General features: G+C 39.0%; 20 protein-coding genes and 1 tRNA gene. 3 read left to right on the forward strand and 18 right to left on the reverse strand.

Features of this window, described 5'->3' with window-relative positions; translation table 11 throughout:
* Positions 1 to 182: 182 nt before the first annotated feature.
* Positions 183 to 2,459, reverse strand: coding sequence for a glycoside hydrolase family 3 C-terminal domain-containing protein (locus tag PO903_RS20365; RefSeq protein WP_273594416.1), 2,277 nt, complete (start codon positions 2,457 to 2,459; stop codon positions 183 to 185).
* Between the two features lie 224 nt (positions 2,460 to 2,683).
* Here PO903_RS20365 and PO903_RS20370 point away from each other — a divergent pair, with 224 nt between their 5' ends.
* Positions 2,684 to 3,115, forward strand: coding sequence for a hypothetical protein (locus tag PO903_RS20370; RefSeq protein ID WP_273594417.1), 432 nt, complete (start codon positions 2,684 to 2,686; stop codon positions 3,113 to 3,115).
* A 158-nt stretch (positions 3,116 to 3,273) separates the two neighbouring features.
* On the opposite strand, the gene murI is transcribed toward PO903_RS20370, so the two are convergent.
* The 9 genes from murI to PO903_RS20415 all read right to left on the reverse strand — a co-directional run bounded on the left by murI (position 3,274) and on the right by PO903_RS20415 (position 10,615).
* Positions 3,274 to 4,068 (reverse strand): glutamate racemase, encoded by a 795-nt coding sequence (gene murI / locus PO903_RS20375; RefSeq protein ID WP_273594418.1) that lies wholly within the window; start codon positions 4,066 to 4,068, stop codon positions 3,274 to 3,276.
* 141 nt (positions 4,069 to 4,209) lie between these two features.
* A complete protein-coding gene (locus tag PO903_RS20380; protein WP_273594419.1) occupies positions 4,210 to 5,193 on the reverse strand; it encodes an alpha/beta hydrolase in 984 nt (327 codons plus the stop codon).
* A 106-nt stretch (positions 5,194 to 5,299) separates the two neighbouring features.
* Entirely contained in the window at positions 5,300 to 6,055 is a 756-nt protein-coding gene (locus PO903_RS20385) for an SDR family NAD(P)-dependent oxidoreductase (RefSeq protein WP_069328994.1), read from the reverse strand.
* Between the two features lie 108 nt (positions 6,056 to 6,163).
* Entirely contained in the window at positions 6,164 to 6,910 is a 747-nt protein-coding gene (locus PO903_RS20390; protein ID WP_069328993.1) for an amino acid ABC transporter ATP-binding protein, read from the reverse strand.
* Positions 6,911 to 6,925: 15 nt separating this feature from the next.
* Positions 6,926 to 7,585, reverse strand: a complete 660-nt coding sequence (locus PO903_RS20395) for an amino acid ABC transporter permease (RefSeq protein WP_137220729.1) — start codon at positions 7,583 to 7,585, stop codon at positions 6,926 to 6,928.
* A 151-nt stretch (positions 7,586 to 7,736) separates the two neighbouring features.
* On the reverse strand, positions 7,737 to 8,516 hold the full coding sequence (locus PO903_RS20400) for an amino acid ABC transporter substrate-binding protein (RefSeq protein WP_273594420.1): 780 nt from the start codon (positions 8,514 to 8,516) through the stop codon (positions 7,737 to 7,739).
* Between the two features lie 224 nt (positions 8,517 to 8,740).
* Positions 8,741 to 9,355, reverse strand: coding sequence for a hypothetical protein (locus PO903_RS20405; protein ID WP_069328990.1), 615 nt, complete (start codon positions 9,353 to 9,355; stop codon positions 8,741 to 8,743).
* Positions 9,356 to 9,907: 552 nt separating this feature from the next.
* Complete coding sequence (locus PO903_RS20410) at positions 9,908 to 10,075, reverse strand: hypothetical protein (protein WP_161594182.1); 168 nt, start codon at positions 10,073 to 10,075, stop codon at positions 9,908 to 9,910.
* Positions 10,076 to 10,306: 231 nt separating this feature from the next.
* Complete coding sequence (locus PO903_RS20415) at positions 10,307 to 10,615, reverse strand: hypothetical protein (RefSeq protein WP_273594421.1); 309 nt, start codon at positions 10,613 to 10,615, stop codon at positions 10,307 to 10,309.
* A gap of 342 nt (positions 10,616 to 10,957) precedes the next feature.
* Between PO903_RS20415 and PO903_RS20420 the strand changes: the two genes are divergently transcribed.
* Together PO903_RS20420 and PO903_RS20425 are read left to right on the forward strand one after the other, a co-directional pair.
* Entirely contained in the window at positions 10,958 to 11,371 is a 414-nt protein-coding gene (locus PO903_RS20420; RefSeq protein WP_069328988.1) for a MerR family transcriptional regulator, read from the forward strand.
* The gene (locus PO903_RS20425) at positions 11,343 to 12,326 is read left to right on the forward strand and encodes an aldo/keto reductase (protein ID WP_069328987.1); all 984 of its coding nucleotides are present in this window, start codon (positions 11,343 to 11,345) and stop codon (positions 12,324 to 12,326) included. Before PO903_RS20420 ends, PO903_RS20425 begins: the two co-directional genes overlap by 29 nt.
* 40 nt (positions 12,327 to 12,366) lie before the next feature.
* On the opposite strand, the gene PO903_RS20430 is transcribed toward PO903_RS20425, so the two are convergent.
* The 8 genes from PO903_RS20430 to PO903_RS20465 form a co-directional block, all read right to left on the reverse strand.
* Positions 12,367 to 12,438 (reverse strand) — tRNA-Val (locus PO903_RS20430).
* A gap of 93 nt (positions 12,439 to 12,531) precedes the next feature.
* Positions 12,532 to 12,798 carry a hypothetical protein gene (locus PO903_RS20435; protein WP_069328986.1) on the reverse strand — a complete coding sequence of 89 codons (267 nt, stop codon included), beginning with the start codon at positions 12,796 to 12,798 and terminating at the stop codon, positions 12,532 to 12,534.
* A 173-nt stretch (positions 12,799 to 12,971) separates the two neighbouring features.
* Positions 12,972 to 14,870, reverse strand: coding sequence for an Ig-like domain-containing protein (locus PO903_RS20440; protein WP_273594422.1), 1,899 nt, complete (start codon positions 14,868 to 14,870; stop codon positions 12,972 to 12,974).
* 168 nt (positions 14,871 to 15,038) lie between these two features.
* Complete coding sequence (locus PO903_RS20445) at positions 15,039 to 15,455, reverse strand: hypothetical protein (protein WP_069328984.1); 417 nt, start codon at positions 15,453 to 15,455, stop codon at positions 15,039 to 15,041.
* A 27-nt stretch (positions 15,456 to 15,482) separates the two neighbouring features.
* Entirely contained in the window at positions 15,483 to 16,154 is a 672-nt protein-coding gene (locus PO903_RS20450; RefSeq protein ID WP_273594423.1) for a uracil-DNA glycosylase, read from the reverse strand.
* Positions 16,155 to 16,428: 274 nt separating this feature from the next.
* Positions 16,429 to 20,394 carry a GH32 C-terminal domain-containing protein gene (locus PO903_RS20455; protein ID WP_273594424.1) on the reverse strand — a complete coding sequence of 1,322 codons (3,966 nt, stop codon included), beginning with the start codon at positions 20,392 to 20,394 and terminating at the stop codon, positions 16,429 to 16,431.
* A gap of 31 nt (positions 20,395 to 20,425) precedes the next feature.
* Positions 20,426 to 22,702, reverse strand: a complete 2,277-nt coding sequence (locus PO903_RS20460) for a GH32 C-terminal domain-containing protein (protein WP_273594425.1) — start codon at positions 22,700 to 22,702, stop codon at positions 20,426 to 20,428.
* Positions 22,699 to 25,152 (reverse strand): PfkB family carbohydrate kinase, encoded by a 2,454-nt coding sequence (locus PO903_RS20465; RefSeq protein ID WP_273594426.1) that lies wholly within the window; start codon positions 25,150 to 25,152, stop codon positions 22,699 to 22,701. The genes PO903_RS20460 and PO903_RS20465 overlap by 4 nt, the downstream gene beginning before the upstream one ends.
* Between the last annotated feature and the right edge of the window lies 1 nt (position 25,153).

Raw genomic sequence — 25,153 nt, forward strand, 5'->3', positions numbered from 1 at the left:
TGTTTTGCTCCTTCGATCTTTCCATTGTGGACTCTTTATAATTGTATCATATAAATGGAAGATATAGACGGCTATTGTTGGGATATGGTGGATAAATTCTATTTCTATGCTGATCCAAAACAGCTTGATGACAGCAAAAAACAGCCCTTTTCCATAGCGAAAAAGGCTGTTTTATCTACAAATTAACGTTGATTATTTGCAAATGCTTGATTCAATATTTCGATATCTTTAGCTAACATTTCTTCTGTATATTTACCCTGTCCAAAGTTCACCATAGCACGTAAAGGCATTCCTTTGACCATAGCAGACATCATATCATCACTAGAATCAAATAATTCGCCCATTCCTGAACGTTCTAACAATTCTTTAGCCAGTTGTTGAGTCGTTGGGTGTGTTGTAATATCACCCATCGTTGTATTACGGTCAATCGTAATCGGAAGTTCTACTGTCGATTGTATCTCTACCGATTGTTGCACACGAATATCACGAGAAGAAGAACCGATTAGAATCTCAAATGTTCCTGATTCTACATGCCAGTCCGCAATATCTACATTGTAATAAGCGAACGCACGTTTATCGAGAGTAAACTGTACTGTCTGACTTTCCCCTGCTTGTAGATGAACTTTAGCGAATCCTTTCAATTCTTTTTGCGGACGTATCACTGTACTCTCATGATCACTTACATACAATTGTACAATTTCTTTACCTGCTGTTTTGCCTGTATTGGTAATCGTCACACTCACTTTTACTTTATCTTGATCGCTGTATTGCTGACGGTCTAACTGTAGATCACTATATTCAAATGACGTATAACTGAGTCCGTAACCAAATGGGAACAAAGGCTCTACTTGCTTGGTATCATAATAACGATAACCTACAAAAATACCTTCACGATATTCGACCCGATCTTTTTCCCCCGGGAAATATAAAAATGATGGATTATCACTTAAATGCATAGGGAACGTTTCTGCTAATTTCCCGCTTGGACTTACTTCACCAAAGAGTAGATCCGCAACTGCACCTCCAAATGCTTGTCCACCCAGATATCCTTCCAGTACAGCTTTGGCATGGTTGATCCACGGCATTTCTACAGGTGAGCCGTTACTAAGAACAATAATGAGATTAGGTTGTACTTTAGCAATTTCTTCGATTAATTGTTGATGATTTTGCGGAATATTGAGATGAGTTCGATCATATCCTTCAGATTCATACCGATCAGGTAAGCCAGTAAATAAAATAGCCACATCTGCTTCTGCTGCTTGTTGTACCGCTTCTTGGACTAATGCGGTCTGGACATCATCGCTATCGAGATCATATCCAGCTGTATACGATACCTGACCTTGATCACCTACTAATTGAGTAATTTCGTCAAATGCTTTATCCAGTTGAGTTGGATTCACATGGGAACTGCCGCCGCCTTGATAACGAGGATTTTGTGCAAATTCACCGATCACCGCAATTTTTCCTTTTTTAGCAAGAGGTAAAAGGTGATCTTCGTTTTTGAGTAAAACCATACTTTCTTGTCCTATTTTGCGTGCTAGTGCATGATGTTCATCTGCATTATACGTAGCATCTGCTTGACGTTGCTCGACCGCTTTGAAAATAAATTCCAAAATCTTGGTAACCGCTTGATCTAATACCTCTGCATCCAGTTGTCCTTCTCGAACAGCTTTGACAATTTTGGCATCACCGATACCATTATTAGCAGGCATTTCAAGTTCTAATCCTGCACGAAGACCATCTACACGTTCGTTCACAGCGCCCCAATCGGAGACTACAAACCCTTCAAATCCCCATTCTTCACGTAATACTTTGGTTAACAGAAATTCATTTTCTCCTGTATATGTTCCATTTAATTTATTGTAAGAACACATAACGCTCCAAGGTTGAGATTGCTTAACCGCTCCTTCAAAGCTAGCTAGATAAATCTCACGCAATGTACGCTCATCAACAATCGCATCTACACTCATACGACGTTCTTCTTGATTGTTAGCGGCAAAATGTTTGAGTGATGTACCGACACCCTGACTTTGTACCCCTTGAATATGATGAGCAGCTAATTCCGCAGAAAGATAGGGATCTTCAGAAAAGTATTCAAAGTTGCGTCCACATAACGGCGAACGTTTGATATTGGTTCCAGGCCCAAGCAACACAGCCACATCTTCTGCTTGTGATTCTTGACCTAGTGCTTCCCCTACTTGACGGATAAGATCACGGTTCCATGAAGAAGCCATGCCTGCTGCTGATGGGAAACAAGTCGCAGGTACACTATCGTTTAACCCTAGATGATCGGCTTCTTTTCCTTGCTTACGCAATCCATGTGGCCCATCGGTCATCATGACAGACGGAATATTTAAACGTTCGATCGGTTGTGTGTTCCAGAAATCAAGACCTGAGCAAAGACTCGCCTTTTCTTCAAGCGTCATTTGAGATAATAATTGTGGAATATTATTTTTCATTATGTCCTCCTTGAATAACTGTACTTATCCATAAATCGTTATCACTTCACTTACCCAATATAAGCATAGACTGAAATCAATAGTTCGTATGGTACGATCCATATGTAATTGGTACTTATCTGAATGATTATAAATAAGGCTTAAATAACACTTGAAAAAGAAACGTATGTTCGTATATAATAAGAATATAAATAAGAACAAATGTTCGGATAGGAGAATACGATATGTTATCTAAATATATAGGCGAAATTGTAGAAATTGTGTATATGGATCGTTCGAATCAATTGACTCAACGACGTATAGAGATTAAGCATATTCGTAAAGGTCTGGTATATGCAGACTGTCTACGTACAGGAAGTCCACGTACATTTCGTGAAGATCAGATTTTGGCATGGCAACCTGCGAAGTCCAAGCTGAAGCCTACAATTAAGCCTGTTCAACCGCTTCATCCTCGTCTAACAGGATACACTGCTTCTCCGACGAGAGCAGAAGTTATTCCTCAGACGTTCACTAGCTCATCCTCTCATGCTGTCAATACATCTGTGGTTAGACCTCCTGCAACCAAACGTAAATCTATGTCGATCAAAGCTACCCGTTCCCTTCGTCATTCTACACCGTCTGCTCTTGCTTCTACTTCTCCTACTCAGGTTTCTTAACCAAAGCTGTGGAAAGTGTACTCCCTTTTTAGAATACTGCTTATCCAAAAAATATTTGCTGATGTACACTACATCTTATGCTGATTAGTACAGCAAAAAGCGCAGCTTATCATGATAGGCTGCGCTTTACTTGGTATATATGAGGATAGAATCATTTTTTAGGATGAGCGAAATGGGGATGGGGACGATAATCTGACTAACAATTGATGATAAGCTTCTAACTGCTCTGCCTCATGAATAACTTTGCCAGATTCTACATACATTATCTTACCTGTTCCTTCACCGATTGAAGAATGCTCTTGTAATATACGGTATAGATTTCGTGCTGTGCCTTCTCCACCATCAATAATATCTACTTCTTCTGGAAAGAAATGATGCAAGTGTTCTCTAAAATAAGGAAAATGAGTGCATCCTAAGACGATCGTTCCGTATTGATTGGGATCAAGTCCAGATAGCGCTTGTTCCAAATAAGACTGCACTTCTTCCTCTGCGAATTGACGCTTTTCAGCTAATTGTACCAACCCTGGCAAAGCCAAACTTTCTACAATATCAGCAGTATCAATAGAACGGACTAAATTTTGAAATTTTTCTTCTTGTAATGTTAATGTGGTTGCGAAGACCAATACCTTTTTGCGCTTAATCATACTGTTCTGAACCGCAGGCTTCACTGCTGGTTCTATACCTAGAATAGGAAAGTCATAAGCTTGACGTAGATCATTGACTGCTATACTGGTAGCTGTATTACAAGCAATCACCAGCGCTTTAATATCTTGCGCAGCTAAATAATCTACCGCTTCAAAAATATACTGACGCACTTCATCTTTCGGCTTTTCACCATAAGGCACATGCTGAGTATCTGCATAAAAAATATAGTCTTCCTCTGGCAATACTTTTAACATCTCATGTAAAACAGTTAATCCACCAATCCCCGAGTCCAACACACCAATTTTCAATTTATTCACTCTTCTTTCAAGACGGCAACTTGTTGTCTTTGTAATAAAGTCGTTCTTTCATTATAACTTTTCTTGTTTATTTTTTAAAATCAAACCTTATTTAATAGATAATGCTCACTGTTCGACTTTATTCCTTAATATTCATTCTTCTTGGTCTTGTTCTGTCGATTGAATATAAGTTACCGATTCGTGTAATAACTGAGCGAAAGATTCAGGATAATCATGATCCAGTTCAGGAAGCTCAATATATTGGTAATCTACATGCGCTTCTTGTAGAGCTTCGATCAATTCCATCGTACCTGGTAGACAATCATCGTCCCATTCTCCACACATAATCGAAAGTTTAACACCAGCTTCCTGTAATGCCGCTAGCCCTTTCTCCCATTCTGAAGCTTCTGGTAACCACGGTGCGACCAGAATCAAGCCACTGAACGCTGTAGGGTCTTGAATCGCAGTATATAGAGACACTCTTGCTCCTGCTGAGAATCCACCCACAATCGGCTTCAAGGATGTAGTTGAAGGGCTTAGAGCATCTTCGGTCATAATATCACTAAGATGCCATTTCAATTCTTCTACACCTTGCTCTACATCTTCCCACTCATACGCATCGGTGAACAGAATTTGCGAAGATTGAGGTAAAGCTAGACGATAATGATGATCTAACAGACTGATCCAATAAGGTTCTGCAATTTCGATATTTTCCTGATCACCATGTAGAGCAATAATCGTCTGTTGTATTGTATGATCTTCTTGATCATTCGGGTACAGAATTTTCAATTCAGGTGTAGACTCTTCGCGTGCTAACGTTTCTCGTTCTACACATAATTCGACTAATTTTTGAAATTCATCTTGATCACGTAAAGACTTCAAATCTTCTTCTTCCAGTAAGTATGTGGAAGAATACCAGTATCCTTTTTCCAAAATAGCTTCTTGTAGTAGTTGTAATGCTTCTGTATTCATACCTGAAGCAGCCGCTAAAGAATAACGGAAATTATACACTTGTGCATCGTTACCTTTTACTTCATTCGCATGTTCAGTTATATAAGTATAAGCTTCTTGACTGCTCTGCTCTGCCAAAATTTCAAGTGTCCGGTTAATAAGACGTGTGTATGTTAGTGTAGTCATATCTTCAGCTCCTATAATGTCAAAATAAGAAAAACCCTTGAAATGATGATTCAAGGGTTCTTGCATACGTATTGTACCAAATTCTGATACGATAACCTATTCTATCTTATTGCGCCGTTACAGCTCCATCAATGGCATAGACAGCACCATTGATATAAGGTGCTTCATCTCCTAATAAGAAAGATACTAGATTCGCAATTTCTTCGGGTTTGCCTAATCGTCCCGAAGGGATACTATCAACGGTTGCTTTCATTGTCTCTGGATTCTGTCTTCCGAATTCAGCTACCATCGGTGTCTCGATTGTACCGGGTGCAATTGCATTCACACGAATATTGTTTTGACCGTATTCAATCGCAGCGGTACGCGTCAAACCGATAATTCCATGCTTGGTAGCGGCGTAAGGAGCTACTGTCTGTACACCGACTACACCTGCGGTAGAAGCTGTATTGACGATAGACCCGCCACCTATTTTAAGCATTTCAGGAATAACATATTTCATCCCGTAAAATGCTCCACGTAAATTAATATTAATAATCTGATCAAATTGCTCAATACTATGATCAGCTAATTTGAGTCCAGGACCGGAAATCCCTGCATTATTAAAAAACATATCGATTCGTCCAAATGTAGCTACTGTTTGCTGAACAAAATGCTCTACTTGTGGTGCTTGGCTAACATCAGCAGCAATAAAAAGCGCTGTGCCTCCTTTGGCTTCGATCATCGATACCGTTTCTTGCCCAGCTGTTTCCGAGATATCTACCACAACGACCGTAATGCCGTTACCGCTTAATTTGAGAGCGGTAGCTTGACCCAGTCCACTTCCTGCACCTGTAATAATAGCTACTTTTGATTGTGTATTCATCGTACGCCTCCATCAGATCAGTCTTTATGATTACGATATGATCTTAGATGAACCTACTCTGTTCCGCAATCCTCAATTAGCCTGCTATCTATTACTGGCTCATTAGACTTACTTTTCTACTCGACTTAAAAAGGCTTTGGTACGATCTAACTGTGGGTTGCCAAAGATTTGAGCAGGTGTACCTGATTCTGCAATTTCACCTTTGTCCATAAATATAACTCGATCAGCTACATCTCTAGCAAAATTCATCTCATGTGTGACCACAACCATAGTAATCTTTTCTTGCGCCAATTGCTGCATCACTCGTAACACTTCACCTGTCAATTCTGGATCAAGTGCTGAAGTCGGTTCATCAAAAAGCAAAATATCTGGATTTAGCATCAATGCTCTTGCGATCGCTACCCGTTGTTTTTGCCCGCCAGATAGATTAGCTGGTAGTACATTCGCTTTATCCAACAATCCTACTTTATTCAAAATCACTTCACTGCGCTTACGGATATCTGCGACACTTTCTTTTTTCACCGCTTTGGGCGCTAATTCCAAGTTCTGTTGTACCGTTAGATGAGGGAATAGATTAAAGTGCTGGAATACCATCCCCATACGTGATGTTATTTTTTTGATCGTGTTTGCATTGGCATATTTGCCGTTCTCGACTAAAGCTTGACCTTGAAATAAAATACTACCGCTGTTCACTTCTTCCAGATGGATCAGACTCCGTAACATCGTACTTTTACCTGAACCAGAAGGTCCGATAATCGCAACGACTTCACCCGGTTCCACTGTAAAATTCACACCTTTTAATACTTCGAGATCGCCAAAACTTTTTTTGAGTTGTTGTACTTCAATCATTGTCATAGATAGACATTCCTTTTATTCAAATTTAAATCGACGTTCTAATCCTTTGAATAGCAACGTCAATACTAAAGTCATTAATAGATAAATAATACCTGCTAGTACAAATGGAGTGATCGTAAAATCACGATTGACTGCTGTTTGTGCAAAGTGAAGCAGTTCTGGTACCGCTACAGCATAGAGTAAGGCAGTATCTTTGACCAGTGTAATCGACTCATTAGCAAGTGAAGGTAACGCCACCCGAATCATCTGTGGAACAATCACTTTGGTCATCGTTTGCCATTTGCTGAGTCCCAGTACTTGCGCTGCTTCATGTTGCCCTTTATCAATCGACAATAATCCGCCTCTGAAGATCTCTGCGAAATAAGCTGCATAATTCAGTACAAATGCAAGCCCTGCCGCTACAAAACGATCAAACACCAGATAATCGCCTATAATCGGCAACATCGGTAATCCAAAGCAGAAAAAGAGTAATTGTAATAGTAATGGTGTTCCACGAGTAATATAAATAAACGTATGCGCTAACCACGATAACAATTTGATACTGCTATTGGCTAACAATGTAATTCCAAATCCTAGAGGAATAGATAACACAATTGCAATCAAAAACAGAAGAATTGTATTTTTAGCTCCCTCTAGCATAGGTCCTATAATTTGTAATAAGTAATCTACACTCATCGTATTCGACTCCTACATCTCAACATTTTTAATTTACATCTGATTATTTACAAAAGAAAACCGGGTTGTATCACTCAACCGGTTTTCTGATGACTTTTATATGGGTGTACTCTTGTACGCTTTGCAAAACATGTATACATCATCTTGATGATTATTTAAGAACTTTGTCTTCACCAAACCAAGTAGTTGAAATTTTGCTAGCTGTACCATCGCTATTTAATTCATCTAATGCTTTTTGCAGACTATTAAGCAATTCTTCATTACCTTGCTTCACACCAATACCATATTCTTCAGGCGATAATGATTCATCCAATAATTTAAACGTATTCGGTTCTTTAGACATATAGTAACGAGCAACCACTTCATCAATAACGACAGCATCCAAGCGACCATTTTTCAAATCACTTAACGCCAGTACGTTATCAGGGAACTCACTTACTTCTTTCAGCTGTGCTTTGATCGGATTAGCTGTTAAAGCATCTGAAGCAGAAGATAGCGACTGTAGACCGACCGTTTTACCAGCTAGATCATTGAATGTAGTGATTGGCGAGTTAGCAAGCACAGCAACTACTTGACTATTCGCTAGATAAGGTTTGGTAAATAGTACTTTTTGCTTGCGTTCATCTGTGATTGTATATCCGTTCCATATCAGATCAATTCGACCACTATTTAATTCAGATTCTTTGGCAGACCAATCAATCGGTTGAAATTCGACTTGCTTACCCATTTTAGCTGCGGCAGCTTTGGCATAATCAATATCAAATCCAACAATATTATTTTGTTCATCACGGAATCCCATCGGTGCAAATTTATCATCAATTCCGATGACTAGCTTGTTATCATCTTTGTTAGCTCCACTAGAACATCCTGCTAATACCAATAAAACCACACTAAATATCAATAATAATCCTGCTATTTTTCTCTGTTTCATATGATCGCTCCCCTTACAATTTACCGAACGCTTTAGTTCGTTACCACGTTATCAGAACCACTATAATAACATAGCATGGAATTGAAGTCGAGCGCTAGAGTAGAGAACAAAAAGATATTTGGTGATTTCATGATTTGGAGTATGTATTCAACCACTAGTAGAAGTTCTAAAGATTAAAATGGCATATAAAAAGCACCCATTTCAGGGTGCTCATCACATCAATATTATACAGCTTCCAATGCGTTCATAAAACGTTGGATATAATAAGTAGGAATATTTTGTTCCATCCAGTCTGTAATATCTTGATATACCAAGCTATATTTTGTATTTAAATATTGAGGATGTGGTAACACTTCAACTTCCTCAAAATAATTTTTAACTTTGCGACGCAAATTACGCAGAACTTGCTGTTTGGATTCTACATCTTCGCGATCTTCGATTAACAAATGATCTTCTAATTGATTACCATCATTCATCATAATTTCGCGACTATACATATAACGTTCGCCTACACTTAACTCGCTTTCATAAAAGTTAGCATATACTTTATTGTCTACAATAATACGTCTACTATAGATACGTTTCAATTCGCCCATGACACGATCGAATTTTCTATATTTTTCGACTCCGATGGTATCAATCAATTCACAGATTGTTTTTACCGCTTGTTGGTGATTTTCTTCTTTACTATCAAATAACTCAAAGATATCTACTTTTTTGTAACGAAAACGGATATACGATTTGGATAACTTACCATACATATAAAAAACAATACTAACATCAAGAATCTGGTCATTGTACTGCACATCCATATTGACATATCGGTGCTGTTGACGCATAAGATTCTACCCCTTTTCTTGTTGAATTGATTGGGCTAGTAAATCGTTTATTCGACAAGGTGGATACCTTTAAAATAAATGTACTAAGCTACCATCGTATCCAAATAAATGTAATCTATACAAAGATTTAACCTTTAAATTACAATTCAAATCAAATGAAGCACAGTTATTAACAAATATATTTACAACAAGCCAAAATTTAAAACCTTTTTTTCTTCGATTATGTGGATATTATCTGTTATTTTGTTGGAGTATCCAGAGATATCAAGGTTTTTTTTCATCTTTTTCTAGATAAGACATTGTCGTATTTGAAAAGATCATTCTTATCATGTAAACACCTAATGTAAAAGAGTGTACTGATCTATTGTCTGCTTATGATCAAATCCATCTGGTATGAGATGAAGAAATAAGGTATGTAATTTACTAATATACACAAGTGAATCATTGTGTAATATATCTGTACACATGAAAAAACAGGCGAACAGTGAAGTTCAGCCTGTTTTTATATAGGGTACGATTTTATAGTTATAATTAAGTCGTATAGTATGAAGTTTAGTTAGTAGTGGATGTATATCTGCTTACCAATTCACTAATTTTACCTCTAACGGCTAAGTCGGAATTCTGACGGTTTTTCAAAATAGCATGTACTTGATCGACAAAACTATTTTCTGTATCTTTTGTTTCCATTAAAGGTGTTGTTGCCATAGATTCTAAGTTCATCATTATTCCTCCACATCAATTAATACGTTCTCGAATGATACGCTTATTTAATATGACCCCGATTACAGACGTTTAAAACACATTTTGATTAAAATATTGGAAATACTTAGCAACTCTTTCGATACATAGATTGATTGTAATCGTTATCAATTTTGTTCAATCGCTTGTTTAACGAATATTTTGGTAACAAAAAAAGTCCCAAAATAATATTGGGACTTTCTGTTGAATACATTAACCTTCTGCTATATCTGCTCGTAATGCACTAGCCACTTCGATCATTTTCGGGATCACTGCTTCATTGGTACCTGAGACGTACAAATCGCCTTCATAATGGCGGAAAGGAATCGAAGCTGTCCCAATATCCCACAAAAAGAAGTCTCCGTCTATCGACATCGTCGCTTCTCCTTTGACTGTGAACACAGGAGTATACGTAAAATCCGGTTGTAGTGCAAAATAAGCTTTGCACTCTTCCAAAGTAATCGGATCTATTTCACCTTCGGGTTGTTGCATCTCTCTTGTAATACGGTAACGCTGAATCATATGATGTCGCTCCTTTTATTGAAAACTACTTTTAATGCATAATCACTATTTTCAATCATTATGATTTGTAGTTATTTATTTAGTACTTAATAAAGTTTTAAAATAACAAAAAAAGCCTTAAATATCAAGATTTTTACTAACACTTATTTTTAAATATATCTATTTTAATACATAAAATGATATTGTTCTAGAAAATAAGTAAAATGTTATCACGTAAATAGTTTAAATATATCTTCAAATATTCTTTGTTGACTTGATGTGCACTTCAAGTAGTAGAATGAGGACATCCTAAGCGCGGGATTCATTAACTTTCACCCTTTCTAGAAAGTAGGGAATCAAAATATGAATACAGAAATAGTTTATTGTATAGGTGAATTAGGCGAAAAAACAGGGCTTAAAACTGAGACTATTCGATTTTACGAGAAGTTAGAGTTGATGCCTGTACCTAATAAAAAAATGAATGGACATCGCATATACAAACAAAGAGATTTAGATCGTCTTCTATTTATTGTGAAATTAAAAAAAACAAGTATGACTCTTCAAGACATCAAACAATATCTCAGTTATTCTGATGCCGGACAATATGAAGAATGTTATAACATTCTTCAATATCAACAAAAAGAAGTAGAAAACGAATTAAAAAGTATACAATCTACCTATGATTTATTAAGTTATAAAATAGGTAATTTCAAAACATTAATTGAAACTACTCGAGGAGTGAAATTGAATGAACACCAAAACATTAGGACAGAGTAATATTGAAATATCTGTATTAGGACTAGGTTGTATGGGAATGTCAGAATATTATAGTGGACGAGATGATGCAGAATCGATTCGTACTTTACATCGAGCTGTTGAATTAGGTATTAATTTTTTAGATACAGCAGATACCTATGGAGTCGGAGCTAATGAAGAACTGATTGGACAAGCATTCAAGGGAAGACGTTCTGAAATTGTATTAGCCACTAAGTTCGGCTCAATGCGCGGAGAACATGGCTCATTTTTAGGGGTTAACGGACATCCAGACTATGTAAAATCTTCTTGTGAATCGAGCCTTAGACGTCTAGGAACCGATCATATTGACCTTTATTACCAACATCGTGTTGACCCTAACATTCCCATAGAAGAAACTGTTGGAGCTATGGCAAAGTTAGTAGAAGAAGGTAAAGTACGTTGTTTGGGTCTATCTGAAGCTTCTGTCAATCAAATTAAACGTGCTCATAACGTCCATCCTATTACTGCTTTACAGACTGAGTATTCACTATGGAGTCGTGAAGCCGAAGATGATTTGTTTCCACTATGTAAAGAATTAGGAATCGAGTTTGTTGCTTACAGCCCTTTAGGACGTGGTTTTCTTACTGGTCAGATTAAACGTTATGAAGATCTAGCAGAGGATGATGCTCGTCGCAACCTTCCCCGTTTCATTGGAGATAATTTTCAACGAAATGTTGATCTAGTAAAACATATTGAAGCACTCGCTCAACAAAAAAATGTATCTACTTCACAACTAGCATTAGCTTGGATGATCGCACAAGGTGTTACGCCTATACCTGGTACAAAAAGAGTAAAATATTTAGAAGAAAATGTTGGTTCTGTTCATATCGAATTAAGCAAAAATGAACTTGAAAGTATTAATGAAATTTCACCTAAAGGTATAGCATCTGGTGGTCGTAACGTAGAAAGCCAAATTCCAGATTGGTCTGCTGAATAAAAAACAAAAAAAGCCCTTGATAGACAAGGACTTTCGGTTATGACCTGTAGTGGGATCGAACCACTGACCCCTACCCTGTCAAGATAGTGCTCTCCCGCTGAGCTAACAGGTCAAAATAAGTATGACAACTTCCATATAATATCAAGAATTTATAACGTTGTCAATCACTTGCTTGGGTTCGTGTATGCGCTCGATATGTAATCTTCTAATACTGTGTCCAATACGATTCTGGAAGAGGAAGTACGGTCTTTTCTTTGCGCTCCCAACCCTGAATCATGACGACACTATTCACTTCAAGTTTGTTATCCCAGTATATGTATTGTTTATGTTCGAGTGATAATAAAATCTGACTCAACTCTTGAGTCGTCTTGCCTGTTTTGAAAGATAATTCTCTCCATTCTGGCATACGACGGTACAACGAAAAAAAGTTATACAAAATACGCAACAACTTACGTTCATTATCTTCTAACATGATGTATCTCTCCTTCTGATCACAAATCCAATAGGCATGTAATCATATACGAACTTTTGTTCTTATTTTAAATGAAGTACTGCCTTTTGGCAAGTTTTGTTAACAAAAAGACTCTACCTCATGAGGTAGAGTCTTCCTATTAGCTAGATCATATCAAGTGAATACATTGACTATTATTGTTTAGCAGGAACAACTTCTTTTACGTTCACAGTAGTCGACACTTTTTTATCGCCGTATTCTACTTTGATTGTTGTTGTCCCTTTAGCAAGTGCTGTAATTTTACCTTCAGTAACTGTAGCGATATTGGCTTTGGTACTTGTCCATGATGCTTCTTTCGTTACATCCACTTTCAGACCTGTATCATATTCAGCTACGACCTGAACCGATTTAGCATCGCCAACAGTCAATTTCAAAGCTTTCTCAGAGAACGTTAATTTTTTCAACTTCGCTGTTACATTGACTTTAACTGTCGATGTTAAGCCCTGGTATGATCCTGTTAACGTTGCTGTTCCTAGATTCACGGCTTTGATGCTTGATCCTTTAACTGTAGCTACAGAAGGATTAGAAGACACCCAATTCATTTTGGTAGATAGGTTTACAGATTTACCTGTTGCCGCATATGTTCCTACTGCTTTAACAGATTTGCTCTTTTTGATATTCAATTCAACCACTTCTGGCGTAACTGTGATTGATTTAATTTTAGGTTCCATCGTTACTGAAACTTTAACGATTTTGTTAAGGTAAGTTCCTTTAAGCGTAGCTTTACCATTTAGCAATGCTTTTGCTGTAGAACCTGTTAACAATAAGCTTTCAGAAGAAGAAGTCCAGTCGATATCTTTACTTACATCAATCGTAGAACCTTCTACTGTCATCGCTTCTACTTTAGGCAAGCTTGAAGATTCACCAACAACAATACTTAAAGTCGTTACATCTGGTGTTAATACAAGCAATTTCGTCTGAACCGATACCGGTACAGTTACTTTAAGGTCACCAATCGTACCCACTAGATTGACCTTACCTTCGCTTTCAGCTTCTACTTTAGTACTTGTAACTGAAGCAACACTTCCGTCACCTGCACTCCATTCTACAAGCTTAGATAAGTCTACTGTTGTTCCATCTACTGCTGTACCTGTTACTTTAGGAAGTGTAGCACTATCTCCTGTAACCAAGTCGATTGAATCTACACTAGATTCTACTTTTTTCATAGTTTTGTAGACTGTAACTTTGAAGCTCTTTGTATAATCTTCATACTCTGCTTTGATCGTAGAAGTACCTTCTACCCACGGAGTAAGCAAACCTTTATCTGCTGTTACGTTGATTGCATTAGATGAAGTCCATTTCACATCACTCGTTACATCTGTATTTACGCGAGTGGCGTCAGCTACTTCTGCTTTGATTTGTTTAGGCGTATCACCGATAAACATCACTTGATCTTCTTCAGGTGTTAGCAACAATCCTTGGAAAGAAGAACGTACATAGATCGTTTGTGTATCTGCCAATCCTGCATATCTAGCAGTTACTGTTGTTGTTCCTTGTTTGATTCCTTTTACCGTACCCAGAGATACAGTGGCTACTGCTGCACTGTATGTAGACCATGTTACTGAAGAAGTGACATCTTCTGAACTACCGTCTGTTTTGGTAGCTGTTGCTGTAAATGTATAAGGCTGTCCGATCGTTACATTTGCTGCTGCATCTGGTGAAATTTTTAATGCTGTATAGGGTGAGTTCACTGTTACTTTTTTAGTAGCAGATAGATCGCCATACTTAGCAGTGATTGTCGTTGTTCCTGTGCCAACCGGCGTAATGCTTCCTGCTTTAACTGTTGCTACTGTAGATGCTGAAGAAGTCCATTTCGCTTCGTCAGATACATCTTCTGTATTGCCTGCTCCGTCTACTGTAGATACTGTCAAGTCAGTAGCATCATCATCTAAAGATAAAGTTAATGCATTATCGTCGGCGAATTTGAGTGATACGGCAGTCGTATTTGCTGCGAAAACTCCGGCTGGAAATAGTGTGCTTGCCACGATTACAATTGCAAGCATCCATTTTGCCATTTTTGCAGTATGTGTCATTAATTTCTCCCCTTGTGTACAATATTTGTGTTCAGCTTTGTCCATTCCTGTATTAATATCGGTTGGAATACTATATTTTTGAAGATAAATGATCCAAAATAAGGCTATAGTCCTGTAAATTCTCTTCTTTTTCTGGAAAATCAAGGGGTATTTTCATCACTATGTAGTTCAGCATCCACGTAGAGAACGTACAATAAATCGATAATCGGATTTACGCAAAATACGTCCATTTCCCAAAACAACTTGTTGATGATCGTGTCTGACGATCTGCGCTTGAAGTTCAACCAGTCGATCCCCTTGCCAGATCATAACTTGGGAGCCGAAAAGAATAGCATTATCGAATTGCACAGGTAATTTCATAATATACCCGATATGATTCAGTTCTGCTGCGGAAGACTCTAGCTCTTGTGGTAACTGTTCTAGTTCTTTAATATACAAAATATCATTGAGCAGAACATTGATCGCACCCGGTTGCAGAATCAATCTATTTTTACTTTCATCCCAGTACTGGATCGTACCGTACAAGCGAGAAGAATATTCATCATCTCGGGTGACTACTACTTTTTTACCTTCCCAATGCTTCATCTTTTCACCTCCCTGAATGATTAGTCTTTATGTGATATTAGGAATACGCCAGTCGATTGGACGTTCACCGTGCTCCTCAAGAAATTGATTGGTACGTGAAAAAGGTTTGCTTCCAAAAAATCCTTTGCGAGCAGCAAAAGGACTTGGATGTGCTGAACGAATCACTAGATGACGCTCTTGATCGATAAAAGCTTCTTTTTCACCAGCATGATTGCCCCACAGTAAAAATACCATTGGCTCTTTTCTATTATTAAGCGCATGAATAACAGCATCTGTGAATTGTTCCCATCCTTTGCCTCGATGAGAAGCAGGCTTGGATTCTCTGACTGTTAATGCAGTGTTGAGCAAAAGAACACCTTCTTTGCCCCATTGTACAAGGGAACCGTGATTGGGTGTCGGTACATCGATATCTTCTTTTAACTCTATGTAGATATTACGTAAAGAAGGTGGTACTCTTACCCCTGGCATCACTGAAAAGCTTAATCCTTCTGCTTGTCCTGCACCATGATAAGGATCTTGTCCCAAAATTACAGCTTTGACTTCTGCATAGGGAGTCAGACGAAAAGCTTGAAAAAGCAGGTCACGTGGAGGATAGACGACCTCTTCTGCATACTCTTGATCTAGCCATGTCATCAACTGTTGAAAGTAAGGCTTTTCGATTTCTTCTTTTAATACTTCATCCCAATCATTACCGAACATATCCAACACCCTTTCTTTATTATTGATCTGTGATCTGACAAAAAAAGGACCAACCCATTATTCATGAGTCAGTCCTTTGTACAATAGGTGTACTTATGATAACCACGTATACCTACTTGAATGCTAAGGATCTCACCGTTCACCTATGAGCAACATTTATAATAGAAAGTAAACTATGCTATGCGTCTGTATTATAGCGTATTCTAGGTTCTAAAGGCAAGAATCTAGAGGATCTATTATCGTGAACGAATGGATGCTATTCTTTATATTTTTTCTATTTACGAGCAGGTACATTAAAGTCATCGACATTAATATGTCCGAATCCTCCAGTTGATTGATCCACTACTTTAATGTAGAGTTCTTCGCCTAAATACGCAGATGCATCCCAAATTTTTCTTTGATACTCTTCATAGTTAGTCGCTGTTTCTTTAAATAACTCTTTGCCGTCTGATGCTCGAACCAGTGCTACATATAATTTATCGATATCACGACCACCACTGAGTAAGAAATTGATACGTCCATTTCCTCCCAGAATAAAACGTTGTGATTGTAGTGTACCGGTTAAGCTATCTCCTCCAGCTTGTTCATTGAATCCCCATAAATGGTACCCACCCGGGATTTTTTGAGAAGGATTGAAATAAATCGTATCCCAGAAAAACTTTTGATTGGTGACATGTACATTTTGGAAAGCATTCCCTTCGCTAATCCATCCTGTAAGATCCCCTGTAGCAAAATCATGATTAGGCAAGTCTTTAATATTGGTGTATTTGGTATTATCCCAATCCTCTGGTACATCTACAGGTGGAGCAGGTTCACCTGTCAAAGCATTCATATTCCATACTTCCATCGACTTCACTTGGATATCCTGATCTGCCCAGACTTGTAAACCAAGCGAATCGTATCTACCCACATAGACGCGAGTGGTCAATTTTTTCTTATCGTTGGCAAAAGCTTCAACAACCGAACGATCCAAGAAAATATGCAATTTCAGATTTTCTCCATCAAGGTCTACATATCCGCCTTGGATGCCATCGACACGTACATCAGGATCTACACTGCTTTTATTGCGATCGACGTTAAAGGTTTTATTGGTTTTATCATAATAGATTAATGTTTCCTCTTCACCTTTGTCAGAGCGTCTGACTTTCAGTCCAAACTTCTGAGATTGTTTAGGATCGATTTCCATTACAATTTCTAACGTATCGCCTTTGACCGATTGAATAGCTTGATTAGCAGCTTGTAGATTTTTTTCTTTGAAATTGACTACTTTCGCACCCCGTAGACTCTGTAATTCTTCTATCGGTTTAATCTGTAATTGATCCTTACTATCCAGACTCAGCGAAATCGGCAATGCCAAATTATGAGCCCAGCCTGCCTGATATTCAGCTTGCGGTGTTCTTACATTTTGCACCATCGAATAAATGACTGTTCTACCGTCAGGTGTGACCATTCCACTTTCAGCGGTTAAATAGCCGTCGCCTACATCTAACTTAGAAGGCGCTTCTTGATCCGGAATAAATTTGAAATGTTCTCGATCCCATGTGCCTATCCAGTAAAAGACTTCAACATCTCTTTGCACATCGTTAGCTGGAGCAACATGCTCTGGTTTTTCATGCGGATTAATCATAAAAATATATTTTTCTTTGCCTGCACTATTTTTACCTAATGGTAACAATACAGGCAATTCCCATACTGTACCGAGTTCAGGATAGCGAGTTCGATCACTTTCATATAGTGGACCTTTGTACTCCCAGTTATACATATCATCCGATACATAGACCAGAGCTGTACCACTGCTAAAATCTTTGATACCGGACGTGACTAACTGATACCACTTGTCAGTTTCTTTGTCATACCATACAAAAGGATCGCGGAATTCATTCGGAATTCCTTTACCGTTCTGTTCAGTCACCGGTGTAGGATGTTTCACCCATTTCTCCAAATTAGGATCAGCCAAATTCGCAGGTTTGGCTAGAGCTGTACGTTGATTAGGAGATAATGCATCATTTCCAGCTGTATAAAATAATACAGGATTACCTTCGCGATCATAGGCTGCACTGCCTGACCATGCACCATCAGGATCCAGACTGCCTGCTTCTGGAGCAAGTGCAGGTCGTACATTTTCCCAATGTACCATATCATCACTCACCCAATGACCCCAATGAATCTGATGCCAGAAAGGGCCTTGCGGATTATGTTGATAAAATAAATGATATTTTCCGTTAAAATAAATCGGTGCATGTGCTTCATTCATCCAATTTTGTGGAGGCATTGCATGATATTGTGGACGATGTTGATCCCCATCAAAAACAGCAGGATCTTCATCAATATCACCATTTGGAATAGTTAGAATGTTGCCACCATGCAGAGTCTTCACACTCTCATATTCAGCTAAAATCTCTTGAGAAGTTAGTGCTTTGTTGTATAGTTTTAATTCATCAATCAGTCCGCTAAACATATTAAATGAAAATAAACCTGCTAGCTCGACTGGATTGTTATTTTTCCCGATCACTAAATCTGCTGAAGAAGGAGTAATCGGAACGTTCGCAGGTGTTGCCTGAGAGGCTACTTGCTTACCGTTCAAGTATAACTTGATAATACCTTCTGTTTTGTCAAAAGTGGCAGTGACATAATTCCATTTGTATTTCTCAAGCGGGTGATCTTTAACCCATACTTGAACCCACTGACCGCCGATTCCTAACTGCATCGACCATGTGCCATGTCGATACATTCCAAGTGCAAAACCTTCTGCTTTATCCGGGTTAGACTGATTGACAATCGTAGATAACTTATTGCCATCTCCCCATTCATAGCTACGTGGAGCTACCCAAGCTTCGATTGTTAATGCATCATTGACAGCAACAGTGTCTTTGGCTTGGATCTGAATATCATTCGAATAGCCATCAAATAGCAAGGCTCCACCTTTCACTCCACGTGAAGTCCATCTAGGATCTTTGGAATCCATATATCTAGCGTTGTTAAATACATAATTCACATCGTGTTCGATATTGGTAACTTTCTCTAATGCTTTCTTTCCTGTACCTTCGTCAAAATTCATATCAAAAATAGTACCTACATTGTTGGCTCGAAAAGCATCAACAGCAATACTAGCTTGATCAGATGAATCGACAATCTTCAGATACAGTTGCTTATTATAATATTTCTGGAGTTGCCATGAGATCTTCTGATTGGCACTGACAGTCTCTGTCTTTTTCAGTAGCACGTCTGTCTGTGCATCATATAGTGCAACATAAGCATCCTCTGGATGAACAATATCCAAAATAGTAAAGTTTATCATGCCTGTTCCTTGAAGTTTGAAAGTACTGGAAGTTAATGAACCGATTCCTTCCAGAGAAGACTTGGCATAATACTGTCCTTCTTTGCCCGCTTTAGATTCATCGGTTACTTGAAAAGGAGTCCCGTCTACTGTCCAACCTTCAATATTCCCTGTCTCAAAGCTAGGATTTTTTATTTCACCGGGAATAGTAGCCACTGGAACCCTATTTTCTGCTAATACGCCTTCTTGAGGAGCCGTTTTATACAATGTTTGGAAATCATCTGCGAAGATCAGTCCCCAATCGGAGGTTGCATGATCCACAATCTCAATATACAGTTTTTTACCTACATACTTAGACAAATCTGCTTTATACTTTTCCATATTTGCAAGTCTTAATCCTTGATTGGGATTGGGAAATCCAGATTCATTAAAAGCAGAATTTCCGTATTTGGCTACAGAATTTCCTGTATCTGCATCAATAATGTTCACGTAGGCTTCATTATTATGCTTACCTCCGCCCAATCTAAACGTAATCCAACCTGTCCCACCAAGCTTGAACGTACTCGAACGAAGTGTACCTGTAGCCGATTCATCATATTTCCAACCATTTAGATGATAAGAGCCTTCTTGATTGTATGGAATTTTTTCAGCCCACCATGTCGTTTCATTGGATACACTGTTCGGGCCGAATGCATTACCTTCAACCACCGTCCAGCCCGTAAGATCTCCTGTCTCAAAACCTGGATTGGTAATCCCATAGACTTCTTGTGTAGCTGATAATGCAGGATTTTGATAAACTGCATCTGTCACCGATGATTGGATGTCTTTCTGTGAAATCGAAATATCGCTTATCGTAGATTCAGGTGCTGCTGCCGCTGATATTTCAGGAGCGATACATTGAAGAATCATAATCGGAATAATCAATTTGGAAATCCAAGATTGTCTACTCTTGATATTTTTCATTAAATAGCCTCCTTCATCGTATAAAGCGCTTCTACCAAATCGATTGCATATCCCATACTTCCATCGAGATCACTTCTAACTCTCCATCACTCCAAAGTTCCATTTCCAAAGCATCTGCTCGACTAGGATAGACTCGAGTCGTTAAGCTTTTCAATCCATTTGCATAGACTTCGATCATAGAACCATCCAGATAGATATGAAGCTTCAACGGATCATCATGAATGTCTAAAGTACCCCCTTGAATGCCTGTAGAGACCTCTTGAGGATTCAGTGTTGATTTGGTACGATCAACCAACAATTGATCAGCCTTTTTATCGTAATATAGCAACGTTTCTTCTGCTCGATCCGGTGTACACCGAACTTTAATCCCTATGTTTTGAGCTGTTCTGGATTGCAGTTCGACCTGAATCTCTAGTCGGTCACCTCGAACATGCTTCAGAAGGTCATTAGCTTCTTGTAACGACTTTTCTTGAAACGATACATGCTTCTTCCCACGCAGGGATTGAAGCTCTTGAATAGGTTCTATGCCTAATCGTCCATCTTCCCTCAAATAGATGCTTAGCGGTAACCCAGCATTGTGAGCCCAACCTGCCTGATATTCAAGTTCCGAAGTACGATCACCCTGTGCAATAGTGAAAATAATTTTTCGATTGGTTTTGGGATCTATCATTCCGCTCGGGCCTGTAAAATGAAAATCTCCTACATCAATTAATTGAGGTTCTTCTTGATCTGGTATAAATGACATTTGTTGTTCATCCCATTGCCCGATCCAATAGAACACTTCAACATCTGCGCCCTCTCCTACAGGGCTAACTAACAAAATATGCTTATGCTGACCCTGCTGATCGATTCCTAATGGAAGAAAGACAGGCAACTCCCAAATCGGCCCAAGATAAGGATATTTCTGTAGATCCGCTTGATAAAAGATACCTTTGTACGTCCAATTCAGCATATCTTCTGAAGAGAAGGCAAGTGCTACTCCGCCTACATCTTCAATACCTGATCCTACTAAAGCTAACCAGCGATCACCTTCTTTCCATACAAAAGGGTCTCTAAAATCTCCAAACGCACCTATTCCATGGGGTTGCACCATCAGAGAATCTGAATATTTAGTCCATTGCACAAGATCTGGATTGTGATCTTGCAAATAAGTGCTTTGTGCAAGGGCTACACTTTGATTGGGAGAAAGATTATCATTGGCTGCTGTAAAGAACAAAACAGGTAGCCCGTTGGCATCATAAGTAGCGCTTCCAGACCAAATGCCATCAGGTGAAAGGTCATCATGTTCAGGAGCTAGCGCTACCGGGAGATCACGCCAGTGTACAAGATCTTTACTCACCCAGTGCCCCCAATGAATATGATAAAAGAATGGACCCAAAGGGTTGTGTTGATAAAATAAATGATATTGCCCGTCAAAATAAATCGGTGCATGGGGTTCATTCATCCAATGAGCAGGCGGACTCGCATGATACTGTGGTCGATGCCGATCTTGTAATAATGGTGTTCGATCTAGCTTGATCTCGTCATATTCTAGCTGTGGATGCGTACCTTCAGACGTACTGTCTAAAACATGTTGATACGCAAAAGCAATCTGCTCCATATTCAGTGCTTGATTGTATATTTTGAGTTCATCGAGGATGCCACTGAACATTTGAAGATGGAATACATCAGCAAGTACACTACTATGATTGTTTCTACCAATAAGCAGATCGGTATCGTCAGCTTGAACAAGTCGAGCGCCCACAGGTACATCAGTACAAGCTATTTCGCTACCATTCAAATACAATTTAAGTTCTCCACGATCACTGTCAAATACAGCATGGATACAAGACCATGTATTTTTGGGAAGTTCATATCCAGCAGGTGCCCATACTTCTTTCCATTGCCCGGTATCCAGCCCTACTTGAAAAGACCATGATCCATGTCGTGACATTCCTAGTAAATAGCCTTGTTTTTGCTCCATATCATGACGATTCACAATAGCTGTTAGCTTGCCTTCGTTGCCCCAATCATAAGAACGTGGTGCTATCCAGACTCCTATCGTAAATGCAGAGAAAGAGACAGCTTCACGCTCTATACCTGTCTTATCCAATGAATGAGCAATATACGTTGAATATCCATCGAAGCACAGCCCACTTCCGACAACGCCTTTTCTCCACTGTGGATCATGCTGATGCAACTCTGATGAATGAAAAACATAATGGATCGAATCTTGGACTTGAGAGATATTCTCTACCGTGCTTGATCCGTTACCTTCATCAAAGTCCCAATACATTATCAATCCACGATCTTCTGCCAGGTGACTCATGCATCTGCCCCCCATGCAATAGCATCTTGCATTGCCACCGATTTCAGGGTATGCAATTGAAGAGAAGTTAGCGTCGTTTGACCTGATTTTGTACTGATCTCGATAGATTCAAGTGGATCTGGGAAAATCTGATCGGTGATAGCGACAATACCCTGATTGGCATACACTTCTATCGAATTGCGATCTACCCAAATACGCAGATGTAATCGCCCTTCTTTTATCGCTAGAGGAGCGCCATGTTTGACAGCAAATGAAGGATGAAAATCCGTTATTCCTGAACGAGAACGATCGATAAATAACCACTGTTGCACAGGATCGTAACCGACAATCACTTCACTTTGTTGCGAAGATTGAAGACGGATATGAACTTCATCTTGCGAGCGGACATCTAGCTCTACTTCTATTTCGATGAGATCATTACGGGTATGCTCTACAAAAGGAGTTGCAGGTGTAATCAAAATATTTTCCCAATGTCGAGATTCTTCACGTAACTGTTGTATTTCTTGTACAGGCATTTGCTTGAGTATTGTATGTCCGTTGTTAGAAGTTAGAGATAAGACACGTGGTAGCGTCATAGCACCACGCCACAAATCAGTAGGGGTGTCGTTAGCATATTTCCAATTACTCATCCAGCCGATAATCACCCGGCGTCCATCTTGTTCAGGTATATCTGACCAAGTCACGCCTGCATAATTATCTCTACCATAATCCAACCACATGACATGATCTTTAGGGTTATCATTGCTGAAGGTATGACCGTCAAAATCTCCAACAAAATATTGTGTTCGAGATCCTTCAGGGTATTCAGGATGATCTCCTATACTTATTATCAGCACCCATTTGGAATACCCTGTATCATCTATAGGTAATTCAAATAGATCAGGACATTCCCATACCCCATCATGTGAACCTTGACCTTCGCCAAATGTGCTGGTTAACGACCATTCCAATAAGTTTTTGGATGTATAGAATCGTGCATGATCGCCTGCAACAATCACCATAATCCAGTGAGCACTTTGCGAATGCCAGAATACTTTAGGATCTCTGAAATCGATCAAGTCTTTTTCCGTAATCACAGGATTTCCAGCGTATTTGTGCCAGGTATGCCCTTGATCGCTACTATAAGCTAGACTCTGACGTTGACGGGGTTGATCGGTGTCTGGATGGGTATCTGCATGGGTAAATATAGCGATTAATCCATGAGTATCTTCAAATAATCCGCTACTATTTTGCCAATCTACAACACAGCAACCCGAAAAAATCGCTCCATGTTCATCCGGAAATAAAGCAACCGGCATATGTTGCCACTGAATAAGATCTTCACTGACAGCATGCCCCCAGTGCATTGGTCCCCATTTCGTACTGTACGGATGATATTGATAAAAAAGGTGATACATGCCTTCGTAATACACTAATCCATTCGGATCATTCGCCCAGTTAGCGGCAGGTGCAAAATGAAAACCGGGTCTGAATACATCTGTAGTATGCTGTTGATTTAACTTCATAAATTGCTCAATCTCATCTATTGTTGGCATCGCTTCAAGAGCCCCTTTTCGTGTAGTCACTAATGCTCCTCCAGCGTTCGCAAAAGTAAGCATACTTATCATTTGTGGCGTTGTTACATGTTCCAAAGCACTATCACTCTTCAGAATGTGATATAACAAGCAACCTAGAAAAGCATCACCAGCGCCTGTAGTATCAATAGTGTCAACTTGGAAACCCTTTACATATCCCTCTAGATGAGATAAACGGTAATAACAACCTTTTTCAGCTAAAGTTACTACGATCAAGGGAATATTGAATTGACGTTGTAACTCTAACGAACCTTTTTCAATATCAGTGGTGTTGCAAATAAAACAAAGTTCTTCTTCCGATATTTTTAAAATATCCGTATGGTTCATTCCCCACCATATCTGTTGCTTAGCTTCTTCTTCACTTTCCCATAAAGACATACGCAGATTCGGATCAAAAGAAAGAAGTACTCCTGCTTCTTTGGCTTGCATCACCGCAGTCTGAGTCGCACTACGTGCAGGTTCATGACTCAACGATACCGAACCAAAATGCAGCACTTTACAATGTTGAATCCGCTCGAGTGAAATGTCTTCTGATTTCAGAAAAGTGTCAGCCCCTGGCTTGCGAAAAAAGCTAAACGATCGATCGCCTTGATCATCTAAATGAACAAAAGCCAAGGTTGTACTCGCTTCGTCTGTAAAAGACACTTCAGATACATCCACTCCAGCATTTAACAATCGTTGATGTAGTAACGAACCAAATGGATCACCTCCTACCTTACTGATTAATGCCGTACTCGCTCCTAGACGAGACAATGCAGTCACTACATTAGCAGGTGCCCCTCCAGGATTGCACTCAAACAATTGATGATGTTCAGCTGTATGTCCAGCCGGGGTAAAATCCACTAGCAATTCTCCAATAGCAATAACATCAAGCACA

The organism is Paenibacillus sp. PK4536, from assembly GCF_028594455.2.
In the GTDB taxonomy this organism is placed as follows: Bacteria; Bacillota; Bacilli; order Paenibacillales; family Paenibacillaceae; genus Saccharibacillus; species Saccharibacillus nuruki.